24 protein-coding genes and 3 pseudogenes are annotated in these 22,821 nt (G+C 62.2%); 6 read left to right on the plus strand and 21 right to left on the minus strand.

Annotated elements, in window-relative coordinates; translation table 11 throughout:
* Positions 1 to 265: 265 nt before the first annotated feature.
* A pseudogene (locus shn_RS02295) lies at positions 266 to 493 on the plus strand (hypothetical protein); the annotation flags it as partial.
* 128 nt (positions 494 to 621) lie between these two features.
* On the opposite strand, the gene istB reads toward shn_RS02295, so the two are convergent.
* From istB to shn_RS02315, 6 genes are all read right to left on the minus strand, one after another.
* On the minus strand, positions 622 to 1,380 hold the full coding sequence (gene istB, locus shn_RS02300) for an IS21-like element helper ATPase IstB (RefSeq protein WP_064328977.1): 759 nt from the start codon (positions 1,378 to 1,380) through the stop codon (positions 622 to 624).
* The gene (gene istA, locus shn_RS02305) at positions 1,377 to 2,831 is read right to left on the minus strand and encodes an IS21 family transposase (protein ID WP_084437716.1); all 1,455 of its coding nucleotides are present in this window, start codon (positions 2,829 to 2,831) and stop codon (positions 1,377 to 1,379) included. The genes istB and istA overlap by 4 nt, the downstream gene beginning before the upstream one ends.
* Before the next feature lie 161 nt (positions 2,832 to 2,992).
* A complete protein-coding gene (locus shn_RS34840) occupies positions 2,993 to 3,154 on the minus strand; it encodes a LysR family transcriptional regulator (RefSeq protein ID WP_084437718.1) in 162 nt (53 codons plus the stop codon).
* Positions 3,154 to 3,330 (minus strand): hypothetical protein, encoded by a 177-nt coding sequence (locus shn_RS36280; RefSeq protein WP_012092667.1) that lies wholly within the window; start codon positions 3,328 to 3,330, stop codon positions 3,154 to 3,156. The genes shn_RS34840 and shn_RS36280 overlap by 1 nt, the downstream gene beginning before the upstream one ends.
* Before the next feature lie 213 nt (positions 3,331 to 3,543).
* A complete protein-coding gene (locus shn_RS02310; RefSeq protein WP_012092668.1) occupies positions 3,544 to 3,858 on the minus strand; it encodes a metalloregulator ArsR/SmtB family transcription factor in 315 nt (104 codons plus the stop codon).
* Positions 3,855 to 4,901 (minus strand): cation diffusion facilitator family transporter, encoded by a 1,047-nt coding sequence (locus shn_RS02315; RefSeq protein ID WP_034658511.1) that lies wholly within the window; start codon positions 4,899 to 4,901, stop codon positions 3,855 to 3,857. The genes shn_RS02310 and shn_RS02315 overlap by 4 nt, the downstream gene beginning before the upstream one ends.
* A 388-nt stretch (positions 4,902 to 5,289) precedes the next feature.
* Here shn_RS02315 and shn_RS37575 point away from each other — a divergent pair.
* Positions 5,290 to 5,397: pseudogene (locus tag shn_RS37575) on the plus strand (hypothetical protein); the annotation flags it as partial.
* Here shn_RS37575 and shn_RS36920 read toward each other — a convergent pair.
* Positions 5,370 to 6,563, minus strand: a pseudogene (locus shn_RS36920) (MFS transporter); the annotation flags it as partial. The pseudogenes shn_RS37575 and shn_RS36920 sit on opposite strands and share 28 nt — an antisense overlap.
* Positions 6,564 to 7,032: 469 nt before the next feature.
* On the opposite strand from shn_RS36920, the gene shn_RS02325 reads away from it, so the two are divergent.
* Complete coding sequence (locus shn_RS02325; RefSeq protein WP_012092671.1) at positions 7,033 to 7,248, plus strand: heavy-metal-associated domain-containing protein; 216 nt, start codon at positions 7,033 to 7,035, stop codon at positions 7,246 to 7,248.
* Positions 7,249 to 7,329: 81 nt separating this feature from the next.
* On the opposite strand, the gene shn_RS34845 is transcribed toward shn_RS02325, so the two are convergent.
* The 8 genes from shn_RS34845 to shn_RS34850 form a co-directional block, all read right to left on the minus strand.
* On the minus strand, positions 7,330 to 7,833 hold the full coding sequence (locus shn_RS34845) for a YqaA family protein (protein ID WP_012092672.1): 504 nt from the start codon (positions 7,831 to 7,833) through the stop codon (positions 7,330 to 7,332).
* Positions 7,834 to 7,901: 68 nt separating this feature from the next.
* Positions 7,902 to 9,260 (minus strand): DUF305 domain-containing protein, encoded by a 1,359-nt coding sequence (locus tag shn_RS02330; RefSeq protein WP_231771507.1) that lies wholly within the window; start codon positions 9,258 to 9,260, stop codon positions 7,902 to 7,904.
* Between the two features lie 313 nt (positions 9,261 to 9,573).
* Positions 9,574 to 9,984, minus strand: coding sequence for a hypothetical protein (locus tag shn_RS35680; protein ID WP_028034404.1), 411 nt, complete (start codon positions 9,982 to 9,984; stop codon positions 9,574 to 9,576).
* Between the two features lie 178 nt (positions 9,985 to 10,162).
* Positions 10,163 to 10,651, minus strand: a complete 489-nt coding sequence (locus shn_RS02335) for a DUF411 domain-containing protein (RefSeq protein ID WP_012092675.1) — start codon at positions 10,649 to 10,651, stop codon at positions 10,163 to 10,165.
* A 300-nt stretch (positions 10,652 to 10,951) separates the two neighbouring features.
* Positions 10,952 to 13,339, minus strand: a complete 2,388-nt coding sequence (locus tag shn_RS02340; protein WP_012092676.1) for a heavy metal translocating P-type ATPase — start codon at positions 13,337 to 13,339, stop codon at positions 10,952 to 10,954.
* A gap of 105 nt (positions 13,340 to 13,444) precedes the next feature.
* Entirely contained in the window at positions 13,445 to 14,416 is a 972-nt protein-coding gene (locus shn_RS02345) for a cation diffusion facilitator family transporter (protein WP_012092677.1), read from the minus strand.
* A 63-nt stretch (positions 14,417 to 14,479) separates the two neighbouring features.
* Complete coding sequence (locus shn_RS02350; protein WP_012092678.1) at positions 14,480 to 15,988, minus strand: multicopper oxidase family protein; 1,509 nt, start codon at positions 15,986 to 15,988, stop codon at positions 14,480 to 14,482.
* 73 nt (positions 15,989 to 16,061) lie between these two features.
* Entirely contained in the window at positions 16,062 to 16,538 is a 477-nt protein-coding gene (locus shn_RS34850) for a hypothetical protein (RefSeq protein ID WP_197057541.1), read from the minus strand.
* Here shn_RS34850 and shn_RS02355 point away from each other — a divergent pair.
* Positions 16,537 to 16,998 carry a cytochrome c gene (locus shn_RS02355; RefSeq protein WP_028034407.1) on the plus strand — a complete coding sequence of 154 codons (462 nt, stop codon included), beginning with the start codon at positions 16,537 to 16,539 and terminating at the stop codon, positions 16,996 to 16,998. The genes shn_RS34850 and shn_RS02355 overlap by 2 nt on opposite strands.
* A gap of 106 nt (positions 16,999 to 17,104) precedes the next feature.
* Here the strand turns inward: shn_RS02355 and shn_RS02360 are convergent, their stop codons facing one another.
* The 5 genes from shn_RS02360 to shn_RS02380 are packed head-to-tail and all read right to left on the minus strand — an operon-like array spanning position 17,105 to position 21,752.
* Positions 17,105 to 17,311, minus strand: coding sequence for a hypothetical protein (locus shn_RS02360; RefSeq protein WP_028034408.1), 207 nt, complete (start codon positions 17,309 to 17,311; stop codon positions 17,105 to 17,107).
* 2 nt (positions 17,312 to 17,313) lie between these two features.
* Positions 17,314 to 17,829, minus strand: a complete 516-nt coding sequence (cueR, locus tag shn_RS02365; protein ID WP_012092680.1) for a Cu(I)-responsive transcriptional regulator — start codon at positions 17,827 to 17,829, stop codon at positions 17,314 to 17,316.
* Positions 17,830 to 17,849: 20 nt separating this feature from the next.
* Positions 17,850 to 18,866, minus strand: a complete 1,017-nt coding sequence (locus shn_RS02370) for a 2Fe-2S iron-sulfur cluster-binding protein (protein ID WP_012092681.1) — start codon at positions 18,864 to 18,866, stop codon at positions 17,850 to 17,852.
* Between the two features lie 11 nt (positions 18,867 to 18,877).
* Positions 18,878 to 19,141 (minus strand): glutaredoxin family protein, encoded by a 264-nt coding sequence (locus shn_RS02375; protein WP_012092682.1) that lies wholly within the window; start codon positions 19,139 to 19,141, stop codon positions 18,878 to 18,880.
* A 52-nt stretch (positions 19,142 to 19,193) separates the two neighbouring features.
* Positions 19,194 to 21,752 (minus strand): heavy metal translocating P-type ATPase, encoded by a 2,559-nt coding sequence (locus shn_RS02380; RefSeq protein ID WP_012092683.1) that lies wholly within the window; start codon positions 21,750 to 21,752, stop codon positions 19,194 to 19,196.
* A 159-nt stretch (positions 21,753 to 21,911) separates the two neighbouring features.
* On the opposite strand from shn_RS02380, the gene shn_RS02385 reads away from it, so the two are divergent.
* On the plus strand, positions 21,912 to 22,106 hold the full coding sequence (locus shn_RS02385) for a heavy-metal-associated domain-containing protein (protein WP_012092684.1): 195 nt from the start codon (positions 21,912 to 21,914) through the stop codon (positions 22,104 to 22,106).
* A 14-nt stretch (positions 22,107 to 22,120) separates the two neighbouring features.
* On the plus strand, positions 22,121 to 22,525 hold the full coding sequence (locus shn_RS02390; RefSeq protein WP_012092685.1) for a DUF305 domain-containing protein: 405 nt from the start codon (positions 22,121 to 22,123) through the stop codon (positions 22,523 to 22,525).
* Between the two features lie 104 nt (positions 22,526 to 22,629).
* On the opposite strand, the gene shn_RS36285 is transcribed toward shn_RS02390, so the two are convergent.
* The gene (locus shn_RS36285) at positions 22,630 to 22,806 is read right to left on the minus strand and encodes a hypothetical protein (protein ID WP_156122387.1); all 177 of its coding nucleotides are present in this window, start codon (positions 22,804 to 22,806) and stop codon (positions 22,630 to 22,632) included.
* Between the last annotated feature and the right edge of the window lie 15 nt (positions 22,807 to 22,821).

Raw genomic sequence — 22,821 nt, forward strand, 5'->3', positions numbered from 1 at the left:
CATCCATCGTCGGAGAGTCCCGCGCCCACGGCCTTCGGAGAGGGCGATCGGCGCACAAACGGGCCGGGCAGGCAATGGCCGGGTTTGGACTATTTTCCGCCGGCGGGGACGAACCCCGCCTTTGCATCGCGAAAGTCAAAATAGCCCACCCCCGGCCATCAAGGCCCTCGCGGAGCGGGCGAGGGCTGCCAACCCGTCCCGCCCGTGCGCTTCGACGCCTGCGAAGGCCGCGATGGGCGCGGTCTCCAGACGAAGGACGCTCCCGATGACGAACGAAACCTATTCCGCAGGCGACGAGCCGGTCCACACCTCCTCCCAGACCGATCACACCCTCACCGAACTCCAGCTCTACGGCTGGCGCCCGTTCCAGGACGAACCCGATCCGAGGCCGCTGCCCGAGGGCAACACCGTCGCCGCCGCCGTCACCGACATCTTCGACGCCCTCGTCGCGACGCTCGGCGACACCCGCTTAGAGCCCGACCTCGAAGATGTCAACGGCGGAGTAAAAACCGGCCACGGGGCGGAGCAAAAGTCGGCCACCTTGGCGCGCGCCTGAGACCGCCGGGAGGGCGTAGCCCGAGCGGGGGTCTCAGGCGCGCGCGGCGATTTTCAGAGAAGGCTTCAGCCGGCCTTTCGGGCGCGGCTTTGGGCGAGACGGTAGCTGTCGCCGTTCATCTCGAGGATGTTGACGTGGTGGGTGATGCGATCGAGCAGGGCGCCGGTCAGACGCTCGGATCCCAGGGTTTCGGTCCATTCGTCGAAAGGCAGATTGCTGGTGATCAGGGTGGCACCGCGCTCATAGCGTTGCGAGATCAGCTCGAACAGCAACTCCGCGCCGGTCTTTGATAGCGGGACGAAGCCCAGCTCGTCGATGATCAGTAGCTTGTAGGCCGCCATTTGCTTCTGGAAGCGGAGAAGACGCCGCTCATCACGCGCCTCCATCATCTCACTGACCAGGGCGGCGGCCGTGGTGAAGCCGACGGACAAGCCCTTCTGGCAGGCGGCCAGGCCGAGGCCGAGAGCCACATGCGTCTTGCCCGTGCCGCTGGGACCGAGAGCGATGACGTTCTCGCGCCGATCGATCCATTCGCAGCGCGCCAGTTCCAGCACCTGCATCTTGTTGAGCTTGGGGATGGCGGCGAAGTTGAAACTGTCGAGGCTTTTGACGACAGGGAATTTGGCCGCCTTGATCCGGCGTTCGACCTTGCGGCGATCCCGCTCGATCGTTTCCCGTTCGGCAAGCCGGAACAGGTAGCCGACGTGATCGACGCCCTCGGTTGCGCATAGCCGGGCCAGCTTCTGGTGCTCGCGCTGGAAGGTCGGCAGCTTCAGGGCCTTGAGATAGTGCGCGAGCAGGATCTCGGGTGCTTCAGTGCTCATGCCGCTTCTCCCGCATCAGGCGACAGGAGGCGCATATACGCCTTTGCCGAGGTCTTCTCGACCGTCGCCCGTGGCAGGTAAGGATAGATCGCCAAATCCAACCGCGGTGGCCGGCGCTCGACCCGGCACAGGATCAGATGCTTCACCGCATCGAAACCGATCGCGCCGAGTTGAATGGCCTGCTTAACGGCCGCATGCAGATCGGCGAGTTCGAAGCTTTCCAGCAGGCGCAGAACCTGCACGTATTCCCGCCGCCCATGCTTGGCCATGCGACCTTCCATCAGGCGACGCAGTGTGGCGAACTCTCCGGGCAGGTCCCAGCCTTGGAGAGGTGCAGCCTGATCCAGAGAATTGATCTTCTGCTCGATCAGCGGCAGGTAGTGGATAGGGTCGAAGACGACGTCTTCCCGATCCCAGCATCGCGGATGGCGAGCAATGATCTCGCCACGGCAGCCGATCACCACCTCGTCGACATAGCCCCGCACCCAGACGTCCTGATGACCGTAGGCGACAGGCACGGAATAGTCGTTGGTCTTGTAGCGTACCAGAGACTGGGCCGTTACGCTTGTGCTGGCCTGATCGCAGGCATCGAAGGGTGATGCCGGCAATGGACGCATGGCCGCCAAATCCCGCTGCAGGCGCTCGCCGATCGTCTCGCTCTCGCCGCGCAGCCTGTCGCGCTGGCGTTTGCGGCACTGCTCCTCCAGAAAGGCGTTGAACGCATCCCATGTCGCAAACTGCGGGATCGGCACCATGAAGTTGCGCCGGGCGTAGCCCACAAGGCCCTCGACATTCCCTTTGTCATTGCCCTTTCCGGGACGGCCATATCGATCGCGGATCAGGTAGTGGGACAGGAAGCCGCTGAACAACGCCGCCCGCTTGCGGGTGCCGTCGGGCAGGATCTTGGCAACAAGGCAGCGATCGTTGTCATAGACGATCGATTGCGGCACGCCCCCGAAGAAGGCGAATGCATGGATGTGACCGTCCACCCAGGCCTCGGCCACCGCCGCCGGATAGGCCCGAACATAGCAGCCATCACTATGCGGAAGATCCAGCACGAAGAAGCGGGCCTTCTGCTCTATACCACCGATCACCACCATCGCCTCGCCGAAATCGGCCTGCGCGTGGCCCGGCGGATGGGCAAGTGGCACGAACACTTCCTGCCGGCGCTGATCCCGCTCGCGCATGTAGTCCTTGATGATCGTGTAGCCGCCGGTGAACCCGCACTCGTCGCGCAGGCGGTCAAATACCCGCCTGGCGGTATGGCGCTGCTTGCGCGGCACCTTCAGGTCCTCGTCGAGCCAATGCTCGATCGTCGAAACAAACGCATCCAGCTTCGGGCGCCGGATCGGTGATCGCCGCTGGTAACCGGGTGGCGTCGAATACGACACCATCTTCGCCACGCTGTCGCGCGATATGTTGAAATGCTTCGCCGCCTGACGCTGCGTCATCCCTTCCGAAACAGCCAGACGAACCTTCAGATATAGTTCCACGGTGTAGATCCCCTGTCCCTCCTGCGATCATTGCAGAAGGAAGATAGGTGGCCGGATTTTACTCCGCCCGCAGCAGCATTATGCCGCCGCTACCGTGGCCGACTTTTGCACCGCCGCTCTCAAATCTCGTCTTCCAGCTTGGCAATGGACCGACTGATTGCAGCTTGCGACCGTCCAACCGCAGCTCCTGCTTTGCGAAAGCTGCCATGCTCGACCACAGCCACGAAATAGCGGAGATGGCGAAGCTCGACTTTATCCGAACACTTGACCCCTTTCCGCATTATGCGGCCACCTTGCTTCTGGTCGCCAACATCAATGTCTGGAGAAAGCCCAAACGAATCCGTATGTCGGCACCATCATCGAGGTCCGCGGCATCATCTGCATAAACGTACCCTTCCGCGATCAGCGAGCCGAATAATTTGTCGACGGACGAACGGTTCTTCGCTTGGTCCTTCATTTCTGCCGCCTTGCATTGACGAAACGGGTATCAAGCAAGATCGTGCAGCCTCCAACCATTGGAAGGTCAAGACCGAAATTGCTTAAGTCCCGGTCTTAACCGCAGCGTGAAGATTGCCGTGTCGGCGATAAGTGCTGCTGCCTGCTTCAACGAACGCATTAGCGGCCCGCTCTTCAGCGGTACAGGCATCACATCGCCAAGAAGCCTTGTTTGTCAGTCATCAAAGTGCTCCTCGTCGATGTGGGTTGCCATGTCGATCAGCATGTCGCTCACGTGACTGTCTGCCACTTCGTAGAAAACCTGCTTTGACCGACGCTCCCCCCTGACGAGCCGTGCACCTCTGAGCAGGCGTAAATGGTGGCTAACCAGTGTCTGCGACAGTCCCAGGCTCTCAACAATGTCGCCGACGGACTTTGGACCCGGCAGGCAAAAGAGCAGAATTCTCAGCCGTGTAGGATCGCCCAGCAGGCGAAAAGTCTCTGCCAGTACGGTTACGTCGTTCTGCGACAGGGACGGGGCTTGCTTCAACGTTCATGCTCCTGCTTGCTGTGGACATGCTCAGGCCCATGGTTGTGGTGATGCCCATCATGGTCGTGTCGATCCCCATGCGCGTGCCCCGTCAAGGCAGAGGCTTGCGACAGGCTGCACGCGTCCGCATCGTCATTCCAGTCGATGGCGATGGTCGGATGTTCGATCTTAAACTGTGACTTCAACTCACGCTCGACCGCGCGCATCACCGAGCGAGCATCGACATCGGCTTTCGGCCGCACATGTAGGGTGGCCAAGGTCCGCCCGGACGTGATCGACCAGACATGGATGTGGCTCACCGACGCCACGCCAGCGATGTTCTCGACAAGATGGCGTTCGATCTTCTCGGGCGTCGCGTTATCTGGCGCACCTTCAAGCAGGATATGTATCGACTTGCCGAGGAGATTCCACGCGGCGCGCAGGATCAGCAGGGAGACAAACACCGAGAGGATAGGATCGATCAGCGTCCAACCCGTGTACATGATCACGATGGCGGCTGAAACCGCTGCCACAGAGCCGAGGAGGTCGCCCAACACATGAAGGATGGCACCCTTGATGTTCACGTGCTCGGTATCTCCGCGCGTCAGAATCCAGAACACGAGAATATTGATGAGGAGCCCCGCAATGGCGACGCCAAGCATCGGACCCGCGAGGATAACATGCGGTTCCTGAAAGCGCTGCCAGGCTTCATAGACAATCCAGACGACGATCGCGAATAGCGTGATTGCGTTGATAAAACCGGCAAGGACCTCGAAACGCAGATAGCCAAAGGTCCGCTTGGAGTCTGCCGCCCGCCGTCCGAACCGAAAGGCGGCATAAGCTAGCGCCAGCGCAGCCGCGTCGCTCAGCATATGTCCAGCGTCGGCGAGCAGCGCCAGCGATCCTGAGATCAGACCGCCGATCACCTCCACGATCATGAACGTGAGGATCAGGAAGAACGAGAGAAGGACCTTGCGCTCATTATCGCTCGTGACGGTCGGCGCATGGGAGTGATCATGGGAATGGTCATCATGAGAATGACCATGGCTGTGTGAATGGGACATTTCAGGGCTCATGCGGTTGACATACAACACATGAATATGTGTTCATATGTTGTATGTCAACCGCTCCGCTTGCAATTCGTCCAAGCAGGCGTCTGCGCAAGGCCTACGGCGGGTAGCGCGCCACGGAACCGCGCCGTAGGCTTAATGACTATCCTGTCAATGGACAGCGATCGTGCCGGTAGAAACCTGTCCCCTCTTAGCGTTGACCAGAACCGCGGCAATGACTGCGGCAATCACGAGGGCAGCTCCAGCTCCCGCAAGCGCAAGACCATAACCGTGGATCAGCGCATCGCTGGCCGATCTCACTAGCCCGGCGTCACCCGTCTCCCGCCCGCGATAGAGGGCGGCGAGTGCACCCGGCAACCTGCCAGCCGTGGCAGAGACTGCGATGGTCGAAAGGACGGCCAGCCCCAAGGCGACGCCGATCTGTTGCGAGGCGTTGAAGAGCGCCGATGCGATGCCCGTCTCCTGTGTCTGCACGCCTTTGACGGCGGTCAGCGCCAGTGCAATCACGGCCCCCACGAAACCGAAAGCGGTGAGGAAGGCCGCGGGCATGAAGTGCCACATATAGTTGAGTTCCTGTCCGATATTGGCGAGCCAGAACAAGGCAGCGCCGCCTATTAGTGCGGCGGGCGCTGCCACCTCGCGCGGCGCAAACCGCGTGACAAGCTTGGAACTGACAATGGCCCCAACGATAATACCCGCACCGAATGGCAGGAACGCCAGCGCGGTCATGATCGGGCTGTAGCCGAGGATGTGCTGCAAATAGAGCGTCAGCAGATAGATCATCCCCATCGGACCGAAGCCCAGCAGCAGCATGGCGAGGTAGGAACCCGCCCGGTTGCGCTCCTTGAACAGACGTGGCGGCAGAAGCGGGTCTTTGCTGCGCGACTGCAAGATCAGGAACAGCGGCAGCAGGATCGCGGCGGTAGCGAACGAGGCGAGCGTGATGCTGTCCGTCCAGCCATGTTCGCCGCCACGGGTGATCCCATAGACGAGCGCGGCCATGCCCACAATGCTGGTGAGCGCGCCGGTGAAGTCCGGGCGGCCTTTGTGCAGTTCCGCCTCGACAAGCGTTCTTGACCCCGCCAGCACAGCCAGGCCGATGGGAATGTTGATGAAGAAGGCCCAGCGCCAGCCCAGCAGCCCCGTCAGCAGCCCGCCGAGGATCAGCCCGGCGATGATACCAAGGCCGGACATTGCTCCGTAAACGGCCATCGCTCCGTTGCGCGCCTTGCCTTCGGGGAAGGTCGTCGCGATCAAGGCAAGAGCATTGGGGGCCGTCAGCGCCGCACCCACGCCCTGTAGACCGCGTGACGCGATTATGCTCATGCTGTCCTGGGCAAGCCCGACGAACAGGGAAGCAATGGTGAAGATCGCCATGCCCGCCTGCAGCATGCGCCGCCGGCCATAGATATCGCCCAACCTGCCGCCGAACAGCAGCAGTCCACCAAAGGCGAGAACGTAGGCGTTGATCACCCAAGGCAGGCTCGCAGCCGACATTCCGAGTTCGTTCTGGAGTGTCGGCAGGGCGATGTTCGCGATGGTATCGTCAAGCACCACCATGAGCTGAGCCGTCGCAATGACGGCCAGCGGCAATGTCGTGCTTGCAGGTGACGAAGCCACCGGAGGCTTCGGCGTTTGGGGGGAGAGCGTAGACATCCGGAGTTCCTGTTATTTTTCATGGGGCGTTCAGATGTCGCAGACCCCTAATCCTTCCAACGGCTGGAAGGTCAAGAACAAATTGCTTCCCAAATCCGCTGAAACTTGATCTATAAGCCGATGAGCTGCACATCGCCCACATTTTGCATGCGAGAAGCGCCGATCAGGCAATGGCGATCAGTGGTCTAGCTGGCCATGACATGACCAGATTCGTCGTTCACGGACGGGCCGAGCGGCCTGGCGCGGCAGGAACGGGCGGCGGTCAGACGGTCCTAGCAGCAAATTCGCCGGAACAAGGTTCGTCTTGACATGCTTCCTTCCTGATCCATTGCACCCCAGATGGGGCTTCCAACAATGGGAAGGTCAAGGCCGCCTTGGCCGCGATATCATTTTTCCTCGTTGACCCTTGACCTTGCCAACGTGGCAAGGACCAGATTTGTCCGTGAACGCCCAACAGAGGAGAGTTCGCATGTTCCGATTCACTGCTCCCGACATGACTTGCGGCGGCTGCGCGCGCCGGGTCAACAACGCGCTTCTGAGCGTCGATCCGGCGGCTGATGTCACCACCAATCCACCCACCCGCGAAGTGACGGTCACCACGAAGGTGGACGAGCAGGTACTCCCCGCCGCCTTAACCGAGGCAGGCTATCCGGCCGAACGCAAGGACCAGTCGGCGGCCGCGTGAGGCTTCTGGGCGCGGTGGCGGCTCGGCTGCGCCCCTTCGTCTCCGCCATTCTCAACAGCTCGACTCGACGTGCAAGTACACTCAAGAACCGCTCCACCAGAGAAATGCGCCGGCGACAAAGAGATAGCGTGCCGCTTTGCCGATCGACACGAATATGAGAAAACGAGAAAGGTCAACTCGCAGTGCTCCTGCCACAACTGTCAGCGGATCGCCGATAATCGGCAGCCAGGACAAGAGTAGAGACCACACGCCATAACGTCCGTACCAATCTGATGCACGGCTAAATGACCTGTCGTCAATCGGAAACCAGCGATGGTCTCGAAACCCTGAGAGGAACCTGCCCAGCGCCCAGTTCACCAAGGAGCCGAGCACATTTCCTGCCGTTGCGACGCCCACTAGGGTGACGAGGTTGGCCTGTCCCATTGTTAGAAGAGTCAGGAGCGCTGCCTCGGACGACCCTGGTAGGAGGGTCGCCGACGTGAACGCGCTTACGAAAAGGGCGGCATATGCGACAAGATCAGTTCCGATGTCTGCAACCAATGCCGTGCTGCCTCGAAGTTCGTCATGCACGCCGGCTCTGCTCATCGACGCCAATAGCTATTCTCAATTCTCAAGTCTGGCGCCAGAGCTGTTTCGCTCCGGCGCCGCGCTGCTTACTGGTTCGATCCGGCGTAGACTATGCCGTTCGGGCGATCGCCGACCGGCACGGTCTTGAGCACTTCCTGGCTCGCCACGTCGATGATCGAAACGCTGTCATCGGCAATGTTCGTTACGAACACGAATGCCCCGTCAGCCGATGCCGAGACGCCGTGGGCGCCGCTCCCGGTGGTGATCGTCTCGATCACGTTTCCGGACTCAATCTCGATCACGGAGACCGTGTCGTTCGGTTCCGCCTCGGTGCCCTGATTGGCCACATAGACGTAGGCTCCATCCGGGGTGGCGAACATCTGGATCGGGTTCGGCCCGACGTCGATCCTGTTCGTCACCTCGCGGGATGCGGTGTCGATGACGGCCACCCGGTTCTCGTCTCGAAGAGAGACGTAGACCTGATCGCCCGAGGGCGTGAACCCGACCTGAACAGGCGCTGCGCCCACCGGAATGCGCGCAACCTCGGTCAGCTCCTGCGTGTCGATGACGGAGACCGAGCCGTCCTCGACATTGGCCACATAGAGCTCGCTCTCATCCGGGTTGAGGCGCAGCCCGTGCGGATAGGCTCCGGTCGTGATGTGCTCGATCACCGAAGCCGCTGCGAGATCAACGACCGCAATCTCGTTCCCGCCGGACAGCGAAACATAGGCGCGGCCGCTACGATCGGCGACGACATGCGCCGGATGCGCACCGACTTCTACAGTGCCGACGGGTTGTGACAGCTGCTGCGGATCGAGCACCACCAGAAGCCCGTTGCCGGCATCGGCATGTCCCTGGTCATCCGATCCGTGAGCGTGATCGGAGGCAGCGCTCCCGACGGCGAGCAACAGCCTCCCGTCCGGTGTCCGATCGACATTGTGCGGTGAGACTCCGATCTGCACCGTCTCGACCGAACCCGTGCCGAGTTCGATGGCGCTGATCGAATTGTCGCCCTCGTTGGCGGAGTACACGGTTCCGCCTGTCTCGACCAAGCCGGCAGGCTGCTGGCCGGCATTCCTGTCCAGCCACGCCTGCATTTCGGCGATCTCACGTTCCTGTGCTTCAATGATCTGAGACGCCCACTCTCTTGTCTGCGGGTCATCTCCGTATCGCTGCACGATCTTCGCCATGTCGACCGCACCCTGATGGTGCGGGATCATGCCCCGGATGAAAGCGACGTCCGGGTCCTCGGCCATGACGCCCTCCATCATCGGACCGTGCATCTCCTCCATCGCATCGACATAGGCCTTGGTGAAGTCGGCGACATCGGCGTCGGCTGGAGCCGACTCTCCGCCTTGGGGAGCGGCCATCCCACCGTGCATCATGCCGCCCTGCATCATCTGCTGCATGGCGTCCATGCACGCTTGGGGCATGGTCTCCATCATGGCCCGGCATTCCTTCGGCATGTCCTGCATCGAAGGCATCTGTCCTGAAGGGGACATGGAGGCAGGGGCCCGTTCCTCCTGGGCCTGCGGCGTCTGAGGGTGATGGGCGTCATGCTCTGCCTGCTGCGCCAGAGCAGCGCCGGAGACTCCCATCAAGAGACTGGCAGAAAGGGCAACTATTGTTCGGTACGTCATGGTTCATCCTTTGGCACCGGAGAGCCGCGTCTAATTTCTGGACGCGCGCCTACCGTGGCTTCGTCTGACTGTTTGCTGCTTGAGTGCCGAGAAGAACACCTCCCGGCCGATGCGTTCACTACGCAGGGGCGGTCAGACGCGGTGGTGTCAGGAGGACTGAAGGATTTCGGCCCAGATCGCTGGCCTGGAAACCGAGCAATGGCTCGCCGTCCGAGGATGGCATCACAGGCGGCGCCTCGGGTAGCAGGGCAACAATGGTGCAGAGCTGGCCGCAATCGCGGTCCGGCGCCGTTTCAGTGTGACAGCATCGTTCGTCCGCAGCCTTGCTTCGGTCGTCGGAGTAATTCGAATGGGCCTCATGCTGTGCACCCGCAACGGTCTGATCCTGATACGAGCCGTGTGTGCCCGGGCTGGCATGCGCCGCTGCCAGGAAAACAAAAGCGCTGAACGCAAGCAGCAGCAGGCCTGTCAGGAACTGGCGGAGCCAGTCGCCTTTCGATCCGAAAGCCGCAGTCGAGCTCCTGCTCATGGCTTGGCTTCTTTGTCGAGGTCGGGATGGAGAGTTGCCACGCACCAGATGACATCCTTGCGGCCGTCAGTATCCGAGCCCAGGCAACCAGAGCTCCTGACAAAGGCAGGGTCTGCCCCGCAGGCCCGGTTCTGGATCGGACTGATGGCGACCGGATGGATCATGAGCACCGTTCCACTCAGATCTCCCGCGCGCCGCGGAAACGCCCGAAGGTTTTCTGGACGGAAGGGCCGAACAGGAACACCTCGTATGGCTCGGGGACCACGCCGGGAAAGTCCATGCCGGGGGAGCCGGCGGGCATTCCGGGAACCGCAAGCCCTGTCGCGAGCGGGCGCGCGGCCAGGAGGCGGCGAAGCGCGGCGGCCGGCACATGTCCTTCGATGACATAGCCGTCCACTTCGGCCGTATGGCAGGAGTACAACGCCGCCGGGACGCCGAGCCGCTGCTTGAGGCTTTCGACCTCGCTCGATTCCACGACGCTCACCGGGAAGCCGGCCGCCTCGATATGCTCGACCCATGCGCCGCAGCACCCGCAATTCGTATCCTTGGTGACGGTCACCAGAGGCAGTCCTGCCGAGCGAACCGTTCCCGCCGTTGAGAGCAGGAGGGGGAACGCGGTGGCGCTGGCGAGGAAGGAGCGCCTGCTGATCATATGGATGGTTTGCATCTCAGTTCCTCCATCTGGGCCGCAACTTCGTCAAAGCTGGATCACCGGAAAAATACGTATTTGATCAAAGCGGCGGCGGTAAGGAGCACGAGCACCAGAAGAACGATGCCCCACATCATCCCGCCCGACATCATGACATTGCATCATGGCCTGTTCTGCCCTTCCGTCGCAAAGATACTCATAGCGGCCCCCTTCGCCGCAGACTTTGACTTAGCGCAAGGATGGGACGGTATCCGGGCTGTTGGCGCCACCATCGTCACCAATTTTTCCAGATGGAGGACCTTCGCCCACGTCAGCCTCCTACAATCTCGTGACCCGCAGCCGGGAGGCGTTCGCGATGACGCTCACCGACGACAGCGCCATGGCGGCGGCCGCGATGATCGGCGACAGCAGGATGTCGAAGAACGGGTAGAGCACCCCGGCCGCCACCGGCACGCCGAGCGCGTTGTAAATGAAGGCGAAGAATAGGTTCTGGCGGATGTTGCGCATGACAGCCTCCGAGAGCCGGCGCGCGCGGACGATGCCCGTGAGATCGCCCTTGAGCAATGTGACGCCTGCGCTTTCCATTGCCACATCGGTACCGGTGCCCATGGCGATGCCCACATCGGCCGCCGCCAGCGCCGGTGCGTCGTTCACGCCGTCGCCTGCCATCGCCACCACCTCGCCTGCCGCCTTGTGACGCTGCACGACCGCGCTTTTCTGGTCGGGCAGGACCTCGGCCTCGACCTCGTCGATGCCGAGCCGGCGGGCGACCGCCTTGGCCGTGGTCCAGTTATCACCCGTAAGCATGACAACGCGGATTCCCTGCGCCTTCAGCGCGGCAAGCGCCTCGGGCGTCGAGGGCTTGACCGGATCGGCGATGGCGAAGATGGCAGCGATGCGGTTGTCCACTCCCATGAAGATCGCGGTTGCCCCGTCCTCGCGCAGCCGGTCGGCCTCATCCGCCAGTGGGGCGACATCAACGCCTTGCTCGGCTAGGAACTTGGCATTTCCAAGGGGAATGCGCTTGCCTTCGACCGTGCCGTAGGCGCCTTTGCCGGTCGGCGAGTCGAAATCCGCGACCGGTGCGGTCACGATCCCCCGCTCCTCGGCAGCGCGAACGATGGCCAGCGCCAGCGGATGCTCGCTGGCCCGCTCCACGCTGGCGGCAAGCCGCAAAGCCTCGTCCTCGGTGAACCCCGGCGCCGGCACGATTGCGGTGACGGCGGGTCGTCCCTCGGTCAGCGTACCGGTCTTGTCGACTATGATGGTATCGACCTTCTCCATATGCTCCAGCGCCTCGGCGTTCTTGATCAGCACGCCCGCCTGTGCGCCACGCCCGACGCCGACCATGATCGACATCGGCGTTGCCAGCCCGAGCGCACAGGGACAGGCGATGATCAGCACGGAAACCGCCGCGATCAGACCGAAGGAGAAGCGCGGCTCCGGACCCCAGATCGACCAGGTTATGAAGGCAAGGATTGCGACCACGATCACCGCCGGCACGAACCAGCCCGACACCTGATCGGCGAGGCGCTGGATCGGCGCGCGACTACGCTGCGCCTCGGCGACGAGCTGGACGATCTGCGACAGCATGGTGTCGCGGCCGACCTTCTTCGCCTCGATCACCAGCGCGCCGGACTGGTTCATGGTGCCGCCGATGGCGGTGGCGCCGACCTCCTTGGTGACCGGCATCGACTCGCCAGTCACCATCGATTCATCGACGGCGCTGCGTCCTTCCAGAACTTCGCCATCGACCGGCACCTTCTCGCCGGGACGCACCCGCAGGCGGTCGCCGACCCGAACGGTGTCGAGTTGAACCTCCTCCTCGGTGCCGTCGTCACGAATGATCCGGGCGGTCTTGGGGGCGAGGTCGAGCAGCGCCCGGATCGCGCCGCTGGTGCTCTCGCGCGCCCGCAATTCCAACACCTGCCCGAGCAGCACGAGCACAGTGATGACCGCGGCCGCCTCGAAATAGACCGCGACCGAGCCGTCATGCTGGCGGAATGCATCTGGGAAGATGCCCGGCGCCAGCGTGGCGACGACGCTGTATATCCACGCCGTTCCCGTGCCCATGGCGATCAGTGTAAACATGTTGAGGCTGCGGTTGACGAGCGACTGCCAGCCACGCTGGAAGAACGGCCAGCCCGCCCAGAGAACGACCGGCGTTGCGAGGATCAGTTGCAGCCAGTTCGAGACCTGCTGCCCGATGGCATGAGTCAGCCCGAACAGATGCCCGCCCATCTCGAGAATGAACACCGGGATCGCCAGAACGAGGCCGATCCAGAAGCGGCGTGTCATGTCGATCAGTTCGACATTGGGCTCGGCCTCAAGGCTGACCAGTACCGGCTCCAGCGCCATGCCGCAGATCGGGCATGATCCGGGGCCGTCCTGCCGGATCTCAGGATGCATCGGGCAGGTATAGACCGTCCCCTCGAGAATCGGTACTACCTCCGCCGCCGCCGGATCGAGATAGCTTTCGGGCTCGGCCAGGAACTTCGCGCGGCACCCGGCCGAGCAGAAATAATAGGGCCGGCCCGCATGCTCGGCCTTGTGCTGGGCCGTGTGGGGATCGACAATCATGCCGCAGACCGGGTCCTTGACCTTGTGCGTGTCGTCCTGCGCGACGGCCCCGTGATCATGCGCATGACCTTGGGCGGAATGAGCGTGACTCTGATTCTGGTGATCGTGTTCGGTCTTGCTGGCCATTTTCACGCCTCCTCGGCGTCTTATCCTAAGCTTGCTCTTCGCCTATTCTGCGCCTTCCAACCGTTGGAAGGTCAAGAGGTGATCGGAATCCGGGGTTCCTGCCAATCAGTGATTGTCGTGGATCTTTCCGATGCTGGTCCGTTCTTGCCCCGTCTGAGACTGCATGATGTCAATCTCGGCCGCAGAGTCCTCGCCGTCGAGGCAGTATTCCTCGATCTGCAACGTCGAGAAGTAGATGTTGAAACGCTCGCGCAGGAGATTGCTTGCTTGTCGCAGCACCCGTTCGCCTTCCTGAAAGTCCCCAACGCAGACGTGGCTTGAGAATACATTGCGCCCGGATGTCAGACTCCAGGCATGGACGTGGTGCACGTCGGTAACCCCCTCTAGCTGCCGTATGGCCTCGATGGCGGCCTCCAAGTCGAGGTCTTCGGGCGTGCCTTGCAGCAGGATGTGCAATGCCTCGCGCATAATACCCCAGGAAGCCCAGAGCAGCAGCAGTCCGAAGGCCATGCCAAGCAGCGGATCGATGGCCACAAAGCCCGTGAATCGGATCACCAGCGCCGAGACGATGATGAGGAAGCTGCCGACGAAGGTCTGCAGGATGTGCCAATACGCACCCCGCATATTCAGGTTGTCCTTCTGGCGCTCGTACATGAGCCAGAGCGCGACAAGCTCGGTGGCGATGCCGCCCGCTGCGGCGATCAACATCGGCGTCGTGGCCAGTTCGATGGGCTCCATGAGGCGCATCGCGCCCATCCACAGCACGTAGAGAGCCATGGCGACGAGGAAGAGGCCGTTGAAGAGGGCCCCCAGGATCTCCGCCCGAATGTAGCCGAAGGTGCGCGAGGGGCTGGATTTTCGCTCACCCAGACGCATGGCGACCAGCGCAATGAGCACGCCGCCCACGGCCGAGAAGGTGTGGAAGGCATCCGACATGACGGCGACTGAGCCCGTCCAGATGCCGATCCCGAGTTCCACGATGAAGTAAAGGCCGGTAAGCCAGCCCGAAATGACGAGCGCTTTGCGATCACCACTCGCCGGCATGTGGCCGGCATGACCGCCGTGAGACATTGACATAGGGTTCACCTCCTTGTTGCACAGGAGGACGCCGGTGCCGGCGTCCTCCTGCCAGCACGCTGCCTATGCGCTGACCGCGAATTCGGTCATCATGCCTGTTTCAAGATGCGGCATGTGATGGCAATGCAGCATCCAGCGCGCGGCTTCTCCGGCATCGAGTGCCACGTCGACCATCGACATCGGCGGCACATACACCGTGTCCCGCTGCGCGCCCGTGACCGCACGTCCATTCAGCCCGACGACCTGGAACACATGGCCGTGGAGATGCATCGGGTGACCCATCATCGACATATTGTGGAAGGACAGCACGATCCGTTCGCCGCGCCTCGCGGTAACCGGGCGATGCTGGCCCCAGACGGCACCGTTGATCGTCCACACATAGGGCTGCATCGAGCCGCCCAGCATCACCATGTGGCTGCGGTCCACCGGCCGCTCCGGCAAGGATTCGGAAGCGATCAGGCGCGTCTCCTGCGCAAGGTCGGTGTCAAAGGCCGGTGCTTCGGTCTCTGCCAAAGCATCAATGTGCCGTATCTCGGCGCCCGGAGTGGCAAGGATCAGACCGGTGCGCTCCCGCGCGCCTTCTCGCAGCGCGAGGATCGGCCAGGCACCGCCCTCCGAAGGCAGGTCGATCTCAAGGTCGAGCCGTTGGCCCATGGCCAGACCGAACCTCGTGCCGGAGAGCGGCTGAACGGCATGGCCATCAACCGCGACGAGCCGGGCCTGCGCTTCGCCGGTGTCGAGCCAGAACACCGTCGCCGCAGCGGCGTTGATGACCCGCAGGCGGATACGCCCGCCGCGCTCGACCTGCACCACTTCCGGGTCCGAGAGCGTACGATCATTGGCAAGATAGGCGTCCCAGTCGTAGTCGTTGAGGTCCATCGTCATGCCGTCCATGGTCCCCATTCCCATCATGCCGCCCTTGGCGCCGTGATCCATGCCAGTCATCGGCATGTTTCCCATCGCGCCGTGGTTCATACCTGACATTCCGCCCGTGCCTGTGCCTGTGCCGCTTCCGTGATTGCCCGTGGCACCATGGCCGGACTTGATCTCCGCCATCACCTCTTCGGGTGCCTTGAATGAGAAATCATGCAGAAACAGTACCACCTCCTGCCGGTCAGCGGCGACATCCTCGGCGCTGCGCACGATCAGGGGCGCGGCCAGAAGGCGCATCTCGTGCAGCGGAACATGCGCGTGCATCCAATAGGTGCCGGGCAGCGGTGCGAAGTCATAGGCGCGAGTCTCGCCGGGGGCGAGCATCGGCAAGGGCATGTCGGGCACGCCATCCTGCGCATTGGGCGGGATCTGGCCGTGCCAGTGGATCAGTGTGGCGGTGTCGAGTTCGTTCGTTAGATCCACCCGGAACGGCATGCCGGGATCGAGTGTCAGGCCCTGTCCGGATGGCCCGGCAAGGCCCCAGACAGTGGCGGCGCGTCCGTCGATGTCGAGCGTGCGGCTGGCGGCGCGAAGCGATAGCGGCGTGGCGTCCTGCGCTGCCGCCATCCGGGGCACCTGAGCGTAGGCCAGCATGGCCGCGCCAGCGGCGAGAAAGCCGCGTCGTGAAAGGGTATTCATGGTCGTCTCCTCGGGACCGCAGTCCCGTTCCTCAAAGCTGTCGGAAGGCCGCGGGCCGAATGCCCGGGCGCGATCAGAGGAGACGGATCTTCGGAGGGCGTTCGTTCAGTCCGAGCGCCCGACCGGGAATGCTGGCATCAGGCGGCAGAACATAGGCGGTTGACGTGTATTGGTTTCCAGAACCACCGCTCGGTGATACGAGAAAGATTGAAAAACCTGCACAAACCAGTTCACAGGTTCCCGCATCCATGTCTGCCGATCCGCAGTGTTTGCTGGTGCATGCAGGCTCAATGCCGGCTGCAGAGTTTGTAATCTCGCCCACATGCACAGCCTGTTCCGGCGGTATGCTCATTCGTGCCGCGTGCGCGGAGAATGCCATCGTCATGACGGCGACGCCGATTATGGCAAGCATGGAGACAACGCGCGCAAACATACTGGAACGATAGGTACTACTCACCGGAATGTCTATTGCAAATGGTGTCGCACCACTGGCAAATCCTCCTTGCCATCTCGTGCGTTGCAATTCCTCGTTACTGAACATGCGTGCCATGCGAAAGAAGCTCCTAAATACATTCTGGGCAGGGTCGCTCCTCGCAGGTGCGATCGTGGCGACATTGGCTGGGTGGCATTACGCCCGTTCCGAATCCATCGCTGCGGCATCAGCGGAGGTCGTCGAGCAGGGCCGACAAGTCTATGCGGATCAATGCGCGTCTTGCCACGGTGCGAATCTCGAAGGGCAGCCGGACTGGCGCTCGCCGCCTCCCTCCGGTCGGCTGCCCGCACCGCCGCACGACGAGAGCGGCCACACCTGGCACCATGCCGATGAGATGCTGTTCCGCATCGTCAAGGAGGGTACAGCGGCCATCGTCGGAGGGAGCTATGAGAGCGACATGCCTGGTTTTGCCGATGCCCTGAGCGACGGCGAGATCCGGGCTGTCCTCGCTTTTATTAAGAGTACTTGGCCGGAACGAGAGCGCGGATATCAGGAGGAGGTCTCCCGCCGCCGCTGAGTTTCGGAGTCCCGCCTACGCGGGCAGTTGTTGACCTGCGAAGTCGGCATTGACCCGTCCCGTTTCCGGCTCATCCATCCTTGGGCCTCATTGAACGGATGATGTCCTAGTGATGCCGCTGACATTTTTTCGGAGGCACAGGAAGTTCTCCGATAGCCAGATAAGCTTGAGACAACGGCTTGTGCGAAGCTGCGACGCCGAGCCCTCGCGCATCAATCAGTTCAAGAGCCTGCAATAGCTTCTCGGCAACTTCCATGTCGCCGTCCGAACATGCCCGTTTGAACAGGTGCAGGATTTCGCCGGCAAGCGTCATGGCTATTGCTCCCTGGCACCGTGACCGCTTCTTTCCGCCTTCGCCGACACGACGGGCCTCGTGTGCTCGAACCTGTTCCCTGTCGCGCCGGAACGATCGCGGGTGTGTGTGGGGCTGGTCTCAGGGTCATCAGTCGTCGCCAACTCATCGATGATCGGGCAGTCCGGCCGGGCATTGCCCCGGCAGTTCTCGGCAAGGTGCTTGAGCGTCATGCTCATCTCCCTGAGTTCACGCGCCTTCCGTTCAAGTTCTTCGACATGCTCGAGCGCCACGCGCTTGACGTCCGCGCTCGCCCGGTCTCGGTCTCGCCAGAGCGCAAGCAGTTCCGTCATTTTCTCGACCGAGAAACCGAGATCGCGCGCACGCCTGATAAAACGCAACGTATGCACGTCCTTATCGGAGTAATCCCGGTATCCGCTATCCGTCCGCGACGCTTCCGCGATCAATCCGATCGATTCGTAGTAGCGGATCATCTTCGCCGAGACGCCTGATGCCGCCGCTGCTTTACCGATGTTCATCGCTGGTTCCTTTCTTCGACTTATGTAGGCGCTTCTTCGGGCGTAAAAAACACGTCCGCATGTATGTCCTCGCCGCGCAAGCCCAGTTCGCGAAGCATGATGCCGGAAGCATCGATCATGGCAGGCGGTCCGGCCATATATGCCTTCCAGCCATTGAGGTCCTGCACGTCACTCACGATCGCATCCGTTACCAGGCCGGTTCGGAAGTGATCGGATCGGCTCACCTCCGAAAGCACGGGCATGAAGGTGAGGTTGTCGTAGGTGCTCGCCAGAAGACTGAAATGATCGACGAGATAGAGATCACGTTCCGTCCGTGCCCCGAAATAGAGATGGATCGGCTGCCGCAGGCCGCTTGCCAGCGCCGTTTCGACAATCGACTTGATCGGCGCCAGTCCCGATCCGCCGGCGACCGCCAGAATTGGACCCGTATGCTGTTCGCGCAGAAACGAACTGCCGAGCGGCCCGCGAACCGAAACCTCGTCGCCGACCTTGAGTGACCTGGCGACGTGTTCGCTCGTCGCTCCACCGGGCACATGCCTGATGTGGAATTCGAGATGGTCTCGACCCGGCTGGTTCGCCATCGAATAGTCGCGCGCCGGAACGCCATCGAACGTCACCTGCGCATACTGGCCCGCCTTGAACGCGACGGCCTCTCCCGTTTCGACCTCCAGCCTGATTTGCCGGATGTCGTGGGTTGCGTCATCGATCGCGACAACCCGCGTGCGATAGGTGCGGACGGGAAGATCAAGCTGTTCTTCCTCCTCATCGAGCCATGCGACCGTGCAATCCGTGAGCGGCTGCGCGCGGCATGCAAGGATCAGTCCCTGAGACCGCTCATCGTCCGTCAGGGCAAAGCGCGTGTGCGGCAGAAGATCGACCTCGCCGCTGACCAGTCGGGACTTGCACGAGCCGCAGCGGCCCGAACGGCATCCATGAGGATATGCGATCCCTTCTTCTAGCGCTCTCTCCAGAATGGTTCGGCCATCCGGCACGTCGATGATGCGCCCCGCCTGCCGAATTTCGATTTGTCTTCCCATGACAATCTCCCTCAGGCGGCGCCCGATGACAGGGCTTCCGCCAGACGAGGTTTCTGGTCAGCAAAGGTGCCATAGAAGACCTGTTCGTTGACAATCGTGATCGGGGCAACGCGCACGCCGGTCCGCGCTTTCGCCTCTTCGGCGATCTGCGGATCTGACAGGTCACGCTCTTCGAATGGGACACCCTGGTCAGCAAGCCATCGCTTGACGGCATGGCAATCGGGGCAGGTTGGCGTGGTATACAGCACCACTGACGGAGTTCCCGTATTGGTCATCGCTTCATTCCTTTACATGTGGCGAGCCTGCCGAAGCAGGCTCGCCTGTTTCTCATTCCGCAGGCGCAAGTTCAGGCTGACGGGGCCGGACTGCGCCGCTTTCCGCCTGCGCGGGCGCGCGGAAGGTCTTGAGCCTCAGCGCGTTGCCGAGGACGAAGACGCTCGACAGGGCCATCGCGCCGGCGGCAAAGACCGGCGACAGCAGGATGCCGTAGGCCGGATAGAGCAGACCGGCGGCAACGGGGATCAGAGCCGTGTTGTAGGCAAAGGCCCAGAACAGGTTCTGCCGGATGTTGCCGATCGTCGCCTTGGACAGTGCGATCGCGTTCGGCACGCCTTGCAGGCTGCCCGACATCAGCACCACGTCGGCTGCCTCGATGGCAATGTCCGTACCCGTGCCGATGGCAAGGCCCACATCCGCTTCGGCCAGCGCCGGAGCGTCGTTGATGCCATCGCCGACGAAAGCGACCTTGCCATGCTGGGCTTTGAGGCGGCGTACAGCGTCGACCTTGCCGTCCGGCAGCACTTCCGCCACCACCTCGTCGATCCCCAGCCGAGCCGCGATGGCTTTTGCCGTGCGGGCATTGTCGCCGGTGATCATCGCGACCTTGAGGCCGAGATCGTGCAGCGCCTTGATCGCTGCGGGCGTCGTCTCCTTGATCGGATCGGCCACGGCGATAATCGCCGCGAGCTTGCCGTCGATGGCGGCATAGAGCGGTGACTTGCCCTCATTGCCGAGACGTTCGGCAATCTTGGCGAAGGCAGCTACGTCGTGGCCGAGGTCTGCCATGTAGCGGTCAGCGCCAATTTCGACTTGGCTGCCGCCGACCATGGCCTTGACGCCGAAACCCGTCACCGACTCGAAGTCCGACACGGCCGGCAGCGGGATGTCCTCCCCGGCGGCCGCATCCACGATCGCACGGGCGATCGGATGCTCCGACTTCGCTTCGACGGCCGCAACCAAACCGAGGACATTTGCCCGGTTGAATCCGATGGCCAGTTCCAGATCGGTGAGCGCAGGCTTGCCTTCGGTCAGTGTGCCCGTCTTGTCGACGGCGACGACCCTGGCGTCCTTGAGCAGCTGCAACGCTTCGCCCTTGCGGAAGAGCACGCCCAGTTCCGCACCGCGGCCCGTGCCCACCATGATCGAGGTCGGCGTCGCCAGACCCATGGCGCAGGGGCAGGCGATGATCAGGACGGCGACGGCATTGACCAGAGCGAAGGTCAGCGCGGGCGACGGGCCGAACCACATCCATGCGGCGAAGGTGAGGATCGCTACCGCAAACACCGCCGGCACAAAATACATCGTGACCTTGTCGACCAGCGCCTGGATCGGTAGCTTTGAGCCTTGCGCTTCCTCGACCATGCGGATGATCTGCGACAGCACCGTGTTGCCGCCGACCGCCGTCGCACGGATGGCAAAGGCGCCCTTCTGGTTCACCGTTCCGGCCACGACCTCGCTGCCATTCGTTTTGGACACCGGGATCGGTTCGCCCGTGATCATCGATTCGTCGACATAGCTCTGGCCTTCGATGACCTCGCCATCCACCGGGATGCGATCGCCGGGACGAACCTCGACGATGTCTCCCGACAGCACGGCGTCGATCGGCAGTTCGATCGTCTTGCCGTCCCTGCGCACGCGCGCCATCTTGGCCTGAAGGCCGACGAGACGCTTGATCGCCTCGGAGGTGCGTCCCTTGGCACGAGCCTCCAGCAAACGGCCGAGCAGGATCAGCGTCACGATGACGGCGGCAGCCTCGAAATAGACGTTCACCGTTCCGGCAGGCAGGAAACCGGGCGCGAAGGTCGCGACCAGCGAATAGCCATAGGCGGCGAGCGTGCCGACCGCGACCAGCGAGTTCATGTCGGGGGCGAGCCGCCACAGGGCGGGCAGCCCCTTGTCGTAAAAGCGGATACCCGGAACGAACAGGACGATGGTCGTCAACACGAACTGGATATACCAGTTCGTCTGCATGCCGATGGTTGAAGCGATCAGGTCATGCATGCCCGGAATGACGTGTGAGCCCATCTCCAGGATGAAGACAGGCACCGTCAGCACCGCCGCGATGGTGAAATCGCGGGTCAGTTCACGACGTTCCGCTTCCTTCTTTTCGGTACGATCATCCGTCTCGCCCTGGCTGGTTCCTGCCGCCGTGGCGATCACCCTGGCGTCGTATCCCGCGCCCTCGATGGCAGCCACCAAATCCGCCGCATCGGCGCTGCCCTGGATCGTGGCCTTCTCGGTCGCGAGGTTGACGACGGCATTAGTGACGCCGGGTACGGCCTTGAGCGCCTTTTCGACGCGTCCCACGCAGGATGCGCAGGTCATGCCCTCGATCGCCACTTCAAGCGAGGCTGCCGTCGGCGCGGAGAAGCTTGCCGCAACCTCATAGCCTACATCCTCCACGGCCTTGACGAGAGTGGCAGGATCGACCGCAGCGTTCGTGGTGATGCTCGCCTTTTCGGTCGCCAGATTGACGACCGCATCGGCGACGCCAGGCACGGCCTTGAGGGCTCTTTCGACACGACCTACGCAGGATGCACAGGTCATCCCCTCAATGGGGAGTGATATCGTTCCAGACAGGTCTGTTGCTCGAACGGGGGCATTCATAGCCGCCTCCTTTTTTGTCCCGAAATTCCAGTTCGGACAGAAGTTGGGGTTTCCAACCATGGGAAGGTCAAGAGGACAAACAGAGAAAAATCGCCATTGACCTTCCCATGGTTGGAAGCCCCACATTTGGCAACGTGAGACCAAACAAGGAGAATTCTCATGGAACTCAGAATCGAGAACATGACCTGCGGTGGCTGCGCAAAATCCGTCACCAAGGCGATCCAGTCAGTCGACCCCACCGCCAGGGTGGAGACGAATCCGGAGGCGCGGGCGGTCAAGGTTGAGACGACTGCTAGTGCGGGGGCTATTCAGCAGGTTCTCGAAGAAGCCGGCTATCCTGCAACTGTAAACTGACCAGGAGCTGTGTCATGAACAAGCTCACCCCGATCTTCATTGCCGGCGCGTTCGTCATTGCTGGCGGACTCGCCTACGCACAGTCTCAGATGGACGAGCAAGGCCAAGGAGCGACCATGAATCACGGCGAACATGCCGGACACGGCGCCACCGCGCCTTCGGATAACCCTGTCATTCGCGCCTACCAGCAAGTCAACGACAAGATGCATGCCGATATGGCGATCGAGTTTACGGGCGATGCGGATGAGGATTTCATGCGCGGCATGATCCCCCATCACCAGGGCGCCATCGACATGGCTCGTGTCGTTCTCGAACACGGATCAGACCCCGAGGTGCGAGCACTTGCTGAGGAGGTCATCTCCGCCCAGGAGGCGGAAATCGCGCAGATGCAGGAATGGCTGGCCAAGCGCAGCCAATGAGACGGTGAAGGGCGGATCAATTCCGCCCTTTTCCTTTGCCGGTCATCAGCACGAGGACGGTTGCCACCGCGAAGGCGACAAGCGCCCCATCGGTGCGCCTTCGGTCAAGGCAAACGGCTCGCGTGGACGCTGAACCACGTCTGGAACCCTGTTTCGAAAATGGTGATGCGTCCGCGGGCCTCGACCAGGGATAACAGCGTATCGGCCAGATCCCTGACCGCAAGCAACCCGACCCGAAGCTCTCCAACTGCGGCGATCAGATTCTCGGCTCTGATCTTCATGTCCATCTCCTTCGT

This window comes from Shinella sp. HZN7, from assembly GCF_001652565.1.
GTDB classification, from domain to species: domain Bacteria; phylum Pseudomonadota; class Alphaproteobacteria; order Rhizobiales; family Rhizobiaceae; genus Shinella; species Shinella granuli.

What these genes read in the sequence shown, in the direction of transcription:
- istB (WP_064328977.1), bottom strand. Translation starts at nt 1,380, where the DNA reads ATGAGCACTGAAGCACCCGAGATCCTGCTCGCGCACTATCTCAAGGCC.
- cueR (WP_012092680.1), bottom strand. Translation starts at nt 17,829, where the DNA reads ATGAACATCGGTAAAGCAGCGGCGGCATCAGGCGTCTCGGCGAAGATG.
- istA (WP_084437716.1), bottom strand. Translation starts at nt 2,831, where the DNA reads ATGACGCAGCGTCAGGCGGCGAAGCATTTCAACATATCGCGCGACAGC.
- shn_RS02380 (WP_012092683.1), bottom strand. Translation starts at nt 21,752, where the DNA reads ATGAATGCCCCCGTTCGAGCAACAGACCTGTCTGGAACGATATCACTC.
- shn_RS34840 (WP_084437718.1), bottom strand. Translation starts at nt 3,154, where the DNA reads ATGCGGAAAGGGGTCAAGTGTTCGGATAAAGTCGAGCTTCGCCATCTC.
- shn_RS02335 (WP_012092675.1), bottom strand. Translation starts at nt 10,651, where the DNA reads ATGCAAACCATCCATATGATCAGCAGGCGCTCCTTCCTCGCCAGCGCC.
- shn_RS34845 (WP_012092672.1), bottom strand. Translation starts at nt 7,833, where the DNA reads ATGAGCAGAGCCGGCGTGCATGACGAACTTCGAGGCAGCACGGCATTG.
- shn_RS02350 (WP_012092678.1), bottom strand. Translation starts at nt 15,988, where the DNA reads ATGAATACCCTTTCACGACGCGGCTTTCTCGCCGCTGGCGCGGCCATG.
- shn_RS02370 (WP_012092681.1), bottom strand. Translation starts at nt 18,866, where the DNA reads ATGGGAAGACAAATCGAAATTCGGCAGGCGGGGCGCATCATCGACGTG.
- shn_RS02390 (WP_012092685.1), top strand. Translation starts at nt 22,121, where the DNA reads ATGAACAAGCTCACCCCGATCTTCATTGCCGGCGCGTTCGTCATTGCT.
- shn_RS02340 (WP_012092676.1), bottom strand. Translation starts at nt 13,339, where the DNA reads ATGGCCAGCAAGACCGAACACGATCACCAGAATCAGAGTCACGCTCAT.
- shn_RS02355 (WP_028034407.1), top strand. Translation starts at nt 16,537, where the DNA reads ATGCGAAAGAAGCTCCTAAATACATTCTGGGCAGGGTCGCTCCTCGCA.
- shn_RS02345 (WP_012092677.1), bottom strand. Translation starts at nt 14,416, where the DNA reads ATGTCAATGTCTCACGGCGGTCATGCCGGCCACATGCCGGCGAGTGGT.
- shn_RS36285 (WP_156122387.1), bottom strand. Translation starts at nt 22,806, where the DNA reads ATGAAGATCAGAGCCGAGAATCTGATCGCCGCAGTTGGAGAGCTTCGG.
- shn_RS34850 (WP_197057541.1), bottom strand. Translation starts at nt 16,538, where the DNA reads ATGGCACGCATGTTCAGTAACGAGGAATTGCAACGCACGAGATGGCAA.
- shn_RS02315 (WP_034658511.1), bottom strand. Translation starts at nt 4,901, where the DNA reads ATGTCCCATTCACACAGCCATGGTCATTCTCATGATGACCATTCCCAT.
- shn_RS02325 (WP_012092671.1), top strand. Translation starts at nt 7,033, where the DNA reads ATGTTCCGATTCACTGCTCCCGACATGACTTGCGGCGGCTGCGCGCGC.
- shn_RS35680 (WP_028034404.1), bottom strand. Translation starts at nt 9,984, where the DNA reads ATGAGCAGGAGCTCGACTGCGGCTTTCGGATCGAAAGGCGACTGGCTC.
- shn_RS02385 (WP_012092684.1), top strand. Translation starts at nt 21,912, where the DNA reads ATGGAACTCAGAATCGAGAACATGACCTGCGGTGGCTGCGCAAAATCC.
- shn_RS36280 (WP_012092667.1), bottom strand. Translation starts at nt 3,330, where the DNA reads ATGAAGGACCAAGCGAAGAACCGTTCGTCCGTCGACAAATTATTCGGC.
- shn_RS02375 (WP_012092682.1), bottom strand. Translation starts at nt 19,141, where the DNA reads ATGACCAATACGGGAACTCCGTCAGTGGTGCTGTATACCACGCCAACC.
- shn_RS02330 (WP_231771507.1), bottom strand. Translation starts at nt 9,260, where the DNA reads ATGATGGAGACCATGCCCCAAGCGTGCATGGACGCCATGCAGCAGATG.
- shn_RS02360 (WP_028034408.1), bottom strand. Translation starts at nt 17,311, where the DNA reads ATGACGCTTGCCGGCGAAATCCTGCACCTGTTCAAACGGGCATGTTCG.